The sequence below is a fragment of the Paenirhodobacter ferrireducens genome (assembly GCF_004022265.1).
GTDB classification, from domain to species: domain Bacteria; phylum Pseudomonadota; class Alphaproteobacteria; order Rhodobacterales; family Rhodobacteraceae; genus Rhodobacter; species Rhodobacter ferrireducens.
Genome location: NZ_SAVB01000008.1, coordinates 19,229 through 30,481, shown reverse-complemented (window position 1 = coordinate 30,481; position 11,253 = coordinate 19,229). Strand labels below are relative to the sequence as shown.

The window sequence follows — 11,253 nt, the reverse complement described above, 5'->3', positions numbered from 1 at the left end:
CCCCGCGGGCCAAAGGGACTTTTATGCCGCGGCATTTTTGTGTTGCAAGGGCATGTGGCTTGCAGGTCAATGAGTGGAAAGAATATCGGGGGGCGTTCATCCGACATGAAGGAAGTCTTGCTGCACATCGGCATCCACAAGACCGGATCGTCGTCGATACAGGAAAGCCTGAAGGGGTATGCGGACCAGACCACCCGCTCTGCAAGCTTCCAGGAAGTCAATCACTCCATCCCGATGACGACGATTTTCTCAAAGAATCGATACGATTATCACATCTGGAGAAAACTTGGATTAAGCCGCTCAGAGGTCGAAGGAAAACGCGCGGAATACCTCGATATTCTCGAAAAAGACATTTCCGACAATCGGCACGAAAGACTGATCATATCGGGCGAGGATATGAGCACCCTCTATGAGGAGGAGAAAAGAGACCTGATCTCTTTTTTCAGGACGCACGGTCTGAACGTCAGGGTTTTCACATTTGTCCGGGACCCCCAGGATTTTGCCGCATCATCGATTCAGGAACACATCAAGGGCGGCGCAAAATCCCTGCCAAAAATCTCAACCCGGTATCGCGTCAGACTGGATGAGTTCCGCAAGGGGCTGCCGGCGGATTGTTTGATCGTGAGGGATTTTCAGAAGACCATCTCCGAATTTGGCGATATCTCAACGGGGTTCGCAAAAATTGTCGGGCTTGATATCAAATCTCCGGTCCGGGCGAATGAATCGCTTTCATCCGCGGCGACGAAGCTGATCTACCGGCTGAACAAGCTTCCGATCAACACATTCGGAAGCCGGCAGCGTGTCGGCGCGCGCAGCAGGGTCATGGCCCTGCTCGCCAACGAGTTCCGCCAAGAGGACGGGGGGCGACTCGACCGGAACATGCTCTCGATGGCCCTCTCTCCCGCCGAAAACGACGAAATTTCATACCTGAACTCTGAATTCGGTATTGCCTATCCGAAGGTCTCCGAAGCCGAGGATGTGCAGGGGGTCGAAGAATATCTGGACGATCTGTCCGATCTGGATGTGAGTCGCCTGCACAAGATCGCTCATCTGATCGGCGCCCCCGTCGAAACAAGCGATTCCATCGACAATCTTCTGATTTCAATCTACATGCGGGCCCTGATCAGCGGCGGCCTTCGCCTGGAAGATGCCGACATGCTGCGGGATCTCGCCATGCGCATGGAGATCTCTGCGGATTTTGACCTGAGCGATGCCTATAAACTCATGTTGCTGGCCCGCCGCGCCCGTCCGGATGGCCCGCTTATCCTGAAGAAGGTCGAGCAATACGAGCATCGCCTTGCCGAGCGGCGCGGCAGGAGCTGACACCACCGCCCCCTCGCGGCCGGCGTCCCGCGTCGCCCCGGCCCCTACGGCCAGAACAAGTGCTTGATGACCGCCAAGTTCGGCGGGTCGTGCCCCTCGTCGGGACGGGCCGCGATATGCACGTCCAGCTCTTCCGTCGGCGCGAGGTCCTTGATCTCGTGCAGGAAGGGCAGCAGGTGATGCTCGACATGATAGCGATCGTAGAAGTTCTGCCAGATTGTCATGCGCGGCACATAGGCCAGCCGGCGGAGCATCTCGCTGAGAACGAACCGGTCCTTGTACTCGCCATAGGCGTCGACCAAAGAGCTGATGGCAAGGCACGAGCGGAGCGTGTTCGTCAGCTGCGACGGGCTGTGCAGCTTCAGCCCGTTGGTCTGCGGGTTCACCGCCAGGGCCCGCGCGCCCCGGACATGCGCCGCCAGCGCGATCGAGGAAAAGCCGCCCGCGCTCGAGCCGAAGAACAGAATCTCAGCGGGGGCGGTGCCGCGTGAGGCGGCAAGCGCCTCGAGATAGTGCGCGACGACCGGCAGGTAATGGGTCGTCCTGTCACCGATGAACCAGCCGATCTGGGTATTGCCCAGAAGCAGGGTCGGATCGGTGAGGAAAACGCAGGTATCCTCGAATTGCTGCGCCCATTTCATCCGCTGGAAATAGGGGTAGGGAAACCGCCCGGCGTCCAGAAAGCCCGGCGAGAACACGATCATCCGCTTCGTCTTGCCCGGAACCAGGAAGTAATCCAGCGCGAACCGCCCCAGATCGACACTGTAATGCCCCGCAGCCTCGGCGCCGGGCAGCTCTCCGGCGCCAAGCGTCGTGGCGACGCTACGGCGTTCCGCGGGCGCCGCCGGCGTGGCCGTCTGGGCCGGGCTCGGCGCCGGATCGGTCCAGGTGCCAAGAAGAGCGCCGTCGAGATTGCGGATGGTCACATCGCCGCACCGCACCGCAAGATCCGGCAGAGAGCAGATGAACCCCGCCACACCATCGCCGACGCCCGCTTCGAACAGATCTGGCCGGAAGACATCCGTCGAGACGGCACCAATCCGCTCGCCCCCCCGGAAGATCTGGATTTCGCGACCGGGAACGCGATCGGGATGGAACCAGCCCCAGATCTTCGTCTTGCCGTCGCAGCCGTCGATCCTGCCCCGGGATGTTGTCGCAACCTTGCGAGACAGCCGGCGGATTTCGTCGGGCAATTCCCGGGTTCGCACCGGCGCCATTCGGGTGAAGGTGAGCGTGCCGAAACGCGCCCCAAGCGCTGCGGCGTCGGCGGCCGAGGTCATCAGCACGAGCCCGTCCTCGCCGTCGATGAGATATCCGCGAACCCCCATTTCGCGGCAGCTGGCCAAGAGATCGTCCTCGGCAACAAAAACACAAACGGCCCGGCAGTCCTGCAGTCCAGAATTCGTCATTTGCCCGCTGTCCGTCGTCAGATTTCTGGCACGGCGCATATGCCGGACCCGTTGGTGGTAGGGCAGTCTAAGCCAAGCCTGGGAAAGGCGGCAAGCCACTCTCCCCCCACAGGCCTATGCCCCCCGACCGCTGTAGGCGGCCCAGGCCATCTGCGCCAGAGCTGCGCGGGCGGCCCGCTCGCGTTGGCGCAACGCCTCTGGCAGTGCGGCCCGAACGCGCACCTCGCGCCAGATCTCATCCTGCACCTGCGCCTGCGTGACCTGTCGGCGTGGCGCAAAATAGGAGACAGGCAAGCTGAATTGCCGGGCGAAGGCCGCGTTCGCCGGCGCAAAGGCCGTGTCCACCCGGTCCTTGAGCTGGGCCAGAAAGGTCTCGTTCTGGCCTGCCCTGTCCGCATTCACCGTCCCCATAGAGTCGAAGAAATCCGTATGCTCGCCCGGCCCGGGCATGGCATAGCCCGCCTCGATCGCCGCGCAGACGCCTTCAATGAGGGCTGGCGGAAAGCCGGGATTGCGGACTTGCTCGACCGCGGCCGGAAACTTGGCCGGCAGACCGATCCGCGCGAGAAAATCGGCGATGAGCGGCCGCTCGAACCCGGGCCGAGGCAACAGCCCGACGGACAGCGGCACGCCAAGCACCGTCAGCGCCGCCGCCCGTTCGGACATGCTGGACGACCAGTCGAAATAGAGATGCCCGCTGAGCTGCCGCCCGACCTCCCATCCCCCGAGGAGCACCGCGATCAGGTGCCGCTCGACGCCCCAGAACAGCGCGGGATCAAGGCCGTGATCGCGCAAGACCGCGGCGGTCTCGGCGATCCGCGCCGGTGCGCGGAACAACCATTGCCCGAAGGCGGAGACCAGGAAATCCGACTGCCGCCGGACATAGGCCACGACCATCACCTCGTCGGCATGGGCGCGCGCGATCCGAGCCAGGTTGCGCAACACCGGCACCATCTTGAAGATCATCTCGTGGCTCAGCACCAGAACCTTGCCGGGATGGTCCGCCTGTGCCCGTGCGATCAGCCGGTGAAACCGGTCCTCGACCGCGGCCTCGGGCTGTTCACGATCGAGCCCCAACAGCTCTGCGGGCTGCAGCAGCACCCCCGCCAGATGATCGCGCAAGGCGGTCGCCGGGCGCAGAATCGCGGCCTGAACAGAGGAAGAGCCGCATTTCCCCGGCCCCACATGCAAGACAATCCGCCTCATCCTTCGTCTCCCGCCATGGCCGACGGCCCTCAGATGACTGGATAGACGAAGTCGGCAAGGCGGTGCATCGGGCGCCATTCCCCGGGCGGACGCAGGCCGCCATCGGCAAGCCCGGCGGCGAGGGCCCGGCACAACGCCGCCATCGCAGCATCGCCCGCCGCCTCGGCCTCGGCGGCGAGCGCCGGCCAGATCCCCGGCTCCGCGGCGCACAGCTCCGCGAGGCTGCGCAAAGGGGCCGCCTGCGCCGCGCCTGGCGGCGCAAACAGGCTGGCCGTGCCCGATGAGGAGACCCCGCCCCGCCCCGCCCCTTCGGGCGCCGGGGCCAGTGCCAGCACCGCGGCCAGCCGCTCGAAGAAATCAGACATCTCAGTCGGCTGCAAAGCGCGCCCTCCCCACCCTGCCCTCCACCCATTCCCCCTGCGCCGCACGATGGACCAGGAACGGCCCGATCGCCAACAGATCAAGCCCCGTGTTCAGGAAGCAGTCGATCGCATCCTTCGGCCGGCAAACGATCGGCTCGCCCCGGACGTTAAATGAGGTATTGAGCAGCATCGGGCAGCCGGTGCGCGCCTCGAAGGCCCGCAAGATCGCCCCGGCACGACGCCCGTCGCCGGGGTCGATCGTCTGCAACCGGGCACTGAAATCGACATGCGTCACCGCATCGAAAGCGCTGCCGATCGCGCCTTGCAGCTCCATCGGCGTGCTCAGCCCCTGCGCCCGCGCCGCGCCAAGGTCGGTCGCGCCGCAGAATTCCGGCCGCAGGTCGGCCACCAGCAACATATAGGGGCTGTCCACCGGTGCCTCGAAGATCTCCGCCGCCCGCGCCGCAAGAACGATCGGCGCGAAGGGGCGCCAGTCCTCGCGGAACTTGATGCTGCGGTTGACCCGCTGCAAGGTCTCCTGGCCGCGCGGATCGGCGAGGATCGAGCGATTGCCAAGCGCGCGCGGCCCGAATTCCATCCGGCCGTCGAAATGGCCGATGACCTGCCCCTCGGCCAACGCCGCGGCGACCTGATCGGCATAGGCCGCGGGGTCGGTCTGCTCGACGAAGACGAGCCCCGCCGCCTGCAACGCAGCGCGGATCGCCCCGGCGGAAAAGCCGGGGCCGAGCAGGGCATGCTGCATCCGGTCGCCCGCCGGAGCCACCCGCCCCACAGCCCGTGCCTCTGCCTCGGCGACCTCGAGCGCCGCACCAAGCGCGCCGCCCGCATCCCCTGCCGCCGGCTGGATCCACAGCGTCTCGAGCTCTGGCAGATCGAGCCGCAGCCGGCGATTGGCAAGGCAGTTGAGCGCGACGCCGCCGGCAAGGCACAGCGCGCGTGCCCCCGTCCGTGCCAGCGCCGTGCGGCCCAGCCGCACCACCGCCGCTTCGAGCACCGCCTGCACCGAGGCCGCGACATTCATGTGGAAGGGCGTGATCGGCTCGTCGGGATGGCGCTGCGGCTGGCCGAAGAAGGCCTCGAACAGCGGCGAGGTGCCGCTCTGCCGACGGTCGAAATCGAAATAGCGCATGTCGAGCGCGAAGGAGCCGTCCTCCCGCAGGTCGATCAGCTGATCGAGGATGCGTCCGGCCCAGCTCGGCGTGCCGAAGGGGGCGAGCCCCATCAGCTTGTATTCCCCCGAGTTCACCTTGAAGCCGCAATACTGGGTGAACGCGCTGTAGAACAGCCCCAGCGAATGCGGGAAGCGGGTCTCGGCGAGCGCAGTCAGGCCGGTGCCGCGGCTTCCGTGCCACAGCGTCGTGCTCGCAGTTTCCCCGACCCCGTCAAGCACCAGAACCGCGGCAGTCTCGCAGGGCGAGGGGTAAAAGGCAGAGGCGGCATGGCTGCGGTGATGCGGCACCAGCACCACCCGCTCCGCCGCCCCCGCCAGCGCGGCCAGCTGCCCGGGCAGGTCCGCGGCCAGCGTGTGCAGGCTGTGCATCATCCGCGGCCATTGCAGCGCCCCGGAAGGCGCGAGCCCACGCGCGGTGTCGAGGATGCGCCGGATCTTGTGCCCCGGGTCCTCGTAATAGGCGACGCGGTCGGGGCGCTCCCCCGCGGGCAAATGCGCCAGACAGGAGGCGATGGCCGCCGCAGGCCAGCGTGCATCGCCCTTGCGACGGGAAAAGCGCTCTTCCTGCGCGGCCGCCAGGATCTGCCCGTCCCGCACCAGCGCCGCCGCCGAATCGTGGAAATGGGCAGAGATCCCGAGAACACGGAAACTCATGCCCGCTCTCCGCTGTGCGCCGTCTCGCCAAGGGCGCGCGCCAGTGGCAGCAGCCGCTCGGCGTAAAGGGCGTTGGCATGGGCATTCGGATGGCGGTCATGCGGCATATGGGTATGGGCCGCGTCCATCGGCACCGAGATATCGACGCAATTCTCGCAGCGCGCGCGGACCACGGTGTTGAATGCCGGCGCCAGCGCGTCGAGCAGTGCAAAGCCCACCGGGATCTGGTGCGCGGCCGCCTCTTCCCGGATCATCTCCAGCGCGGCAAGCGTGGCGTCGGTGATCATCCAGTCGTCGGGCAGGAAGGCCTCGAACCCGCCACGCGCGATCACCGGCTGCCAGATCGGCAGATAGACGATGCGCGGCCGCCCGGCACCGCCGCGGCGCAGCACCGGGACGTGCCCAACCCCCAGGGAGGACCATTCAAGCGACAGGTACTGCCGCATCCGGGACGGGTGCGGGATATTGCGGAAGCGGTGATCGCTGATGATCGCGAAGATCGCCGCATCCACCGCTCCCGCTGCAATGTCGCGGCGGAATTGCAGAAGGTTCTGCACCGTGCCCTGACCGCCGATGCCGCGATTGAGAAAGCAGATTTCCGGCAGGGCCGCCTGCAGCCGCGCGACATAGGTCTCCTCGTCGGCAAGACCGGTGCCGTAGGTAAAGGAACAGCCATAAACCGCAAGCCGCGGCCCGGTCGCGGCGCTGCGGCCGGGCACCTGGCGCCAGCCATCCGCCCCGATCCGCTGGACCACACCGTCGCGAAAGGCGACCTGCACCGCATGTCCGGGCGTCAGCGACCAGCCCAGAACCGGGTCCGGCCGGAACAGCAGCCGGGGTTTCGATACGATCATGTCAGTGCCCAGTGTCCTCGGATGCGCGCGCAGTGGCCGGCGCAGGCGAACACCGCCGAAACGCGCCCACTCCTCCGCGCAGGACCACACGTTATAGGCGAAAAATCAAGCGCGAAAACGCCCGAAGGCAGCGCCTCGCCGCCCCCGGGACTGCCCGAGCTATCCTCACTGACGGGACGGATAGAGGCCGGTGGTGGCCACGCAATAGCGCACGGCCAGAGTCGGATCGAGAACCGAGACCGGCATGTTCTGCCCCACAGGCGCAATCATCTGCACCGACATCTGCTTGTTCGGCGGCTGGTCGGAATAGATCGTCTCGTTGCCGGTGCCACCGGTCGGCGCCGCGGCCAGAAGCCTGCCGGTCGGCCCGGCGAGATTGCCGTCCAGATTGTTCGCCGCAACCCCGTGATGGTGAGGGGCAAGATTGGCCTGGGTCAGGGTGACCGCCTCCTGCCCGCGCTCGAGGCCAAGAGGCGTCTGCGACAGCCCCGCCCCGGCCCCGGTTCCGACCGGCACCCGGCTGCGCAGGTCGGGCAGGCCAAAGGAGCTCCTCCCGTCGCCGCCATAGGTCGTGCCATAAAGAGTATACAGGGCCTCATACTCGGCAATCGCCAGAAGCTGCCCCTCGGCAGGAAGCGAACCGCGCGGGCAATAGCCGGCCACGCCTGTCGCCCAGATCTCGCCCACGAACGGCATGCTGTCGGCCCGGGCGAGACCGGGAGCCGAGATGCCGGCCAGCGCCAGCGCCGCGCCCGCGACCATCTTCGAATGAAACATCGTCATCTCCACAATATCCTTGCTCCGAAAGGCTGTTCAGCTGCGCGGCGGGAAGAGGCCCGAGACCGCGATGCAATGCAACAGCGACAGGCCGGGATCGAGCACGGAGAACGCGGCCCCGCCACCGGTATTCGAGATCATTGCATCCGACATCAGCTTGTTCGGCGGCTGATCGGAATAGATCGTCTCGTTGCCGGTGCCACCGCTCGGCGCGCCGGCCAGGAGCTTGCCGCCGGGGCCGGGCTGATCGCCATCCGCCTCGGTCGCCAGAACCGGATGCGTATGGGCGGGCATCGTGGTGCTGGTCATCGCCACCGTTTCCTGCCCCCCCTTCGCGCCGCGCGACAGCCCCGCCGGCGCATTGGAACCGACCGTCACACGGCCCTGCAGGTCCGGCAGCGCGAAGGTGGTCCGCCCATCTCCGCCATAAGTGGTGCCAAGCAATGCGAAAAGCGCCTGATTTTGCGCGATCGCCATGAGTTGGCCCTGCGCCGGCACCCAGTACTTCGGGCAGAAGTTGAACCCGACGATCATGATGTCGCCGATATAGGGCTCCTCGCCGGCCCTTGCCGGACCCGCTCCGGCAAGGGCGGCGATCACTGCGAGGCTGGGCAGGCTCGCCCCCATCGCGCATTTCAGAAAGGACATAAAGAGTCTCCGCTGTCTGAAAATTCTGTGTCAAGTATCCTGACGCCGCACAGGCGGCGGGAAGACGCGCTCTCCCGGACGCTCACTCCCGCATCGGGAATTCCCCGGACACGGCCACGCAATATTGCATCGCCAGATAGGGATCTTGCGTCGCCAGGGGCTGTCCGCCACCGGTCGGGGTGATCATCTGCGGCGACATCGTGGTATCGGCCGGCTGACCGGAATAGATCGTCTCGTTGCCGCTGCCCCCGCTCGGCGCAGCAGCCAGAACCTTGCCGGCCGGGCCGGGGAAATTGCCGTCGAGATTGTTCGCATTGACCGTATGCACATGTGCCGGCAACTGCGAAACACTCAGGGTCTGCGTCGGCTGCCCATATTTCTCGCCGATGTCGCGCGGCGTCAGCCCCGGCGCAGCCGCCGCCCCCTGCTCGGAGGCCGCACGGCTGCGCAGGTCGGGCAGGCCGAAGCTGCTGCGCCCGTCTCCGCCATAGGTGGTGCCGTAGAGTGCGAAAAGCGCCGAATAGTTGGAGATCGGCAGAAGCTGCCCATCGGCGGGTTCCCAGCCGACCGGACAATAGCTATAGGCGACCGCAATGATATCGCCGAGATACGGCATATCCCCGGCCCGGGCCGTCTGTGCAGGGAAGGCGAGAACTGCGGCAACGGCCATCGCGGCCACGGCCGGCCACGCCGGTTTCGTAAGCTGTTTCATAAAAACTCCGCCCTGAGTAATCTTCCCAATGGAAAGGCCAGCTTGGGGCAGGTCCGGCATTCATGCAAAAGCAATATCGTTACAATTCAATCCTCTTCGGGGATTGCTTGCGCGGAGAAGGGCCGCGCGGCGAACGGGGCCTGATCGAGCCGCGCGACCTCGGCCGCCAGATCCTGCGCCGCCGCGATTTCCACCGCCGGCAGGCATGACAGGTCCTGCTGCTGCGCCCGCCCGATCGAGCACGGCCGGATCAGGAACTCTTCCGGCAGCAGCCGGTCCTCAGGCTGGCCCAGGAAGCGCAGCAGCCGCTGCCAGTGCCGCAGCGGTTCAGCACAGACCGCCTCGTAGGACACCACAAGGAAACGGTCTGGAAGATGCGTCCGACCAATGTCCAGCGCCCTGCGGTTGGCCGCCGTCCAGTAGCGCAACTGCCGCGCCGGAGACTCCGGCTCATCTTGCGGCAGGCCGTAGAGATACGACCAATTCCGCGCCTGCTTCATGTTGTGGCTGAACGCCATGTCGAGCCCGTCGCGCACGACGTGGATGTAGCGCAGCCCCGGCAGGTGCCGCACCAGCGCGGGCAGGAAGACATGGGTGTTCGGCTCTTTCCAGCCCCAGCGGTCGCCCCCCGCCCCCGGGCTGTGCAGGAGCGTGTCGAGATCCGGCACCCGCGCGCCGCAATGCCAGCCGCCGTTCGGCGGCAGATCCCGCCGCAGGCTGTCCAAGAGCTGCGCCCCGGCCGGGCCGGGCGTGCCGCCGAGACCTGTGGTCATTGCCCGCCGGAACAGTGCGGCGGCCAGCTCGAGCTCCTCGGGCCGAGGAGCGCGGCGCGTCCAGTCGATGCGCTTGAACAGCACCGTGAACCACAGGTTGTCGAGCGCGTCGTTGAGCCGGGGCCCGATCTCGCAGCCGCTCAGCTGCAGCATCCGGGCAACGACACGGGTGCCGCTCCCCCCCAGCCCGCCGATCGCCACCGGCGCGGAAAACGACGGTGCGGCGTTTCCATCAGAGGGCATCCCGGCGCCCCCGTCCGCGGAGGAACCGCCCGACGTGCGCCGCCGCACAGGGCGAGACCGGCCGCGCGTCCCCCCCTTCGGGGCTGCCCCCAAGACGTCACGCCCCGCAGAAAACAGCTCGACCACCCGGTCCTCCAGAAGTCTGGTGTGCATCATTGCCCCTGGAGAACCCCATCCCTGCGTCGCCGTCTGGTTTCACAACCTCAGTCGAAGTAACAATACTTCGTTTTCAGGTGCAAGTCGGGGCTGAAATATCCATGAGCATTCCGGTGCTTGGTTTTGGACAAATGCTCCATAAATTCCGGAATGATATCGCTGGCCCGGGAAAAGTCCGCCTTGGTTATATGCTCGAAAAACCGCAGCCGAACATCTTCCGCAACCGACCAATAGACCCCGTATCTTCGGCTGATCTGATTTTTCGAAAACATCACCTGCCGGCGATGGCTCACTCGGTATCGGGCCTGCTCGCGGTCAGCAAACCGCATATGCACCGTAATCAGGTCGCGGGAAAACACATAATCATACATGCATTTATGGATGCCAGCCGACACGATGCTCGCGGCTTTCCAGATCACCGGCTTTGTCTGCGACGATTTGAAATACCCGTATTTCCGCTGGGAAAATACCGGGGCGTCGACATCATATTGCGCCTCAAAGACCGAATTCTGAATCACCTCGAATCCGAGCGGCGCGATGACATCGGCAGACAGCGCAAGGCAGGTTCCGACGAGATCCCCCTTGAGCGGCACGACCAGCTCATCCACATCGGAAACGATGACAATCTCATATGCCGCGCAAGCCATGCTGCCGACCGAGGAAAGCGCCATCGACTTGAAGTCGTCATCGAACGGAATATCCGGAATCCGGATCACATTCACCCGCCCCTCAGCGAGATCATGAAATTTCTCCCGGATCACGGAACTGACCGGCCTCGTAGAGGCATGGTCGATAATATAGAAATCCGCATCAGGGCAATTCATCAGATAGTGTTTGATATACATCTCGATGAAGTAGTCTTCATCCCGCACCATCGTGACGCATGCCAACCGCCGCACCGTCTCCCTGGCAGGCCATAATGCCCTGAAGTCCATCGAGATTTA

11 protein-coding genes are annotated in these 11,253 nt (G+C 65.3%); 1 reads left to right on the top strand and 10 read right to left on the bottom strand.

Annotated features, from left to right (window positions below; translation table 11 throughout):
- The first annotated feature begins 69 nt into the window (after nucleotides 1-69).
- On the top strand, nucleotides 70-1,323 hold the full coding sequence (locus EOW65_RS07745) for a hypothetical protein (protein ID WP_164880027.1): 1,254 nt from the start codon (nucleotides 70-72) through the stop codon (nucleotides 1,321-1,323).
- Nucleotides 1,324-1,367: 44 nt separating this feature from the next.
- On the opposite strand, the gene EOW65_RS07740 is transcribed toward EOW65_RS07745, so the two are convergent.
- The 10 genes from EOW65_RS07740 to EOW65_RS07695 all read right to left on the bottom strand — a co-directional run bounded on the left by EOW65_RS07740 (nucleotide 1,368) and on the right by EOW65_RS07695 (nucleotide 11,244).
- Nucleotides 1,368-2,651 carry a hypothetical protein gene (locus tag EOW65_RS07740; protein ID WP_128148394.1) on the bottom strand — a complete coding sequence of 428 codons (1,284 nt, stop codon included), beginning with the start codon at nucleotides 2,649-2,651 and terminating at the stop codon, nucleotides 1,368-1,370.
- Between the two features lie 195 nt (nucleotides 2,652-2,846).
- Nucleotides 2,847-3,854, bottom strand: coding sequence for a hypothetical protein (locus EOW65_RS07735; RefSeq protein ID WP_128148393.1), 1,008 nt, complete (start codon nucleotides 3,852-3,854; stop codon nucleotides 2,847-2,849).
- A 113-nt stretch (nucleotides 3,855-3,967) separates the two neighbouring features.
- Nucleotides 3,968-4,303 carry a hypothetical protein gene (locus tag EOW65_RS07730; RefSeq protein WP_128148392.1) on the bottom strand — a complete coding sequence of 112 codons (336 nt, stop codon included), beginning with the start codon at nucleotides 4,301-4,303 and terminating at the stop codon, nucleotides 3,968-3,970.
- 1 nt (nucleotide 4,304) lies between these two features.
- Nucleotides 4,305-6,146, bottom strand: a complete 1,842-nt coding sequence (locus EOW65_RS07725) for a carbamoyltransferase family protein (RefSeq protein ID WP_128148391.1) — start codon at nucleotides 6,144-6,146, stop codon at nucleotides 4,305-4,307.
- Entirely contained in the window at nucleotides 6,143-7,000 is an 858-nt protein-coding gene (locus tag EOW65_RS07720) for an SGNH/GDSL hydrolase family protein (RefSeq protein ID WP_128148390.1), read from the bottom strand. Before EOW65_RS07720 ends, EOW65_RS07725 begins: the two co-directional genes overlap by 4 nt.
- Nucleotides 7,001-7,165: 165 nt before the next feature.
- The gene (locus tag EOW65_RS07715; protein WP_128148389.1) at nucleotides 7,166-7,783 is read right to left on the bottom strand and encodes a phage tail protein; all 618 of its coding nucleotides are present in this window, start codon (nucleotides 7,781-7,783) and stop codon (nucleotides 7,166-7,168) included.
- Between the two features lie 30 nt (nucleotides 7,784-7,813).
- Nucleotides 7,814-8,425, bottom strand: a complete 612-nt coding sequence (locus EOW65_RS07710) for a phage tail protein (protein ID WP_128148388.1) — start codon at nucleotides 8,423-8,425, stop codon at nucleotides 7,814-7,816.
- An 82-nt stretch (nucleotides 8,426-8,507) separates the two neighbouring features.
- A complete protein-coding gene (locus EOW65_RS07705) occupies nucleotides 8,508-9,197 on the bottom strand; it encodes a phage tail protein (protein WP_240664575.1) in 690 nt (229 codons plus the stop codon).
- Between the two features lie 26 nt (nucleotides 9,198-9,223).
- On the bottom strand, nucleotides 9,224-10,153 hold the full coding sequence (locus EOW65_RS07700) for a sulfotransferase family protein (RefSeq protein ID WP_164880026.1): 930 nt from the start codon (nucleotides 10,151-10,153) through the stop codon (nucleotides 9,224-9,226).
- Nucleotides 10,154-10,356: 203 nt separating this feature from the next.
- The gene (locus EOW65_RS07695; protein WP_128148386.1) at nucleotides 10,357-11,244 is read right to left on the bottom strand and encodes a hypothetical protein; all 888 of its coding nucleotides are present in this window, start codon (nucleotides 11,242-11,244) and stop codon (nucleotides 10,357-10,359) included.
- Nucleotides 11,245-11,253: the final 9 nt, after the last annotated feature.

What these genes read in the sequence shown, in the direction of transcription:
- EOW65_RS07745 (WP_164880027.1), top strand. Translation starts at nt 70, where the DNA reads ATGAGTGGAAAGAATATCGGGGGGCGTTCATCCGACATGAAGGAAGTC.
- EOW65_RS07740 (WP_128148394.1), bottom strand. Translation starts at nt 2,651, where the DNA reads ATGGGGGTTCGCGGATATCTCATCGACGGCGAGGACGGGCTCGTGCTG.
- EOW65_RS07730 (WP_128148392.1), bottom strand. Translation starts at nt 4,303, where the DNA reads ATGTCTGATTTCTTCGAGCGGCTGGCCGCGGTGCTGGCACTGGCCCCG.
- EOW65_RS07725 (WP_128148391.1), bottom strand. Translation starts at nt 6,146, where the DNA reads ATGAGTTTCCGTGTTCTCGGGATCTCTGCCCATTTCCACGATTCGGCG.
- EOW65_RS07720 (WP_128148390.1), bottom strand. Translation starts at nt 7,000, where the DNA reads ATGATCGTATCGAAACCCCGGCTGCTGTTCCGGCCGGACCCGGTTCTG.
- EOW65_RS07715 (WP_128148389.1), bottom strand. Translation starts at nt 7,783, where the DNA reads ATGACGATGTTTCATTCGAAGATGGTCGCGGGCGCGGCGCTGGCGCTG.
- EOW65_RS07710 (WP_128148388.1), bottom strand. Translation starts at nt 8,425, where the DNA reads ATGTCCTTTCTGAAATGCGCGATGGGGGCGAGCCTGCCCAGCCTCGCA.
- EOW65_RS07705 (WP_240664575.1), bottom strand. Translation starts at nt 9,197, where the DNA reads ATGCCGGACCTGCCCCAAGCTGGCCTTTCCATTGGGAAGATTACTCAG.
- EOW65_RS07700 (WP_164880026.1), bottom strand. Translation starts at nt 10,153, where the DNA reads ATGCCCTCTGATGGAAACGCCGCACCGTCGTTTTCCGCGCCGGTGGCG.
- EOW65_RS07695 (WP_128148386.1), bottom strand. Translation starts at nt 11,244, where the DNA reads ATGGACTTCAGGGCATTATGGCCTGCCAGGGAGACGGTGCGGCGGTTG.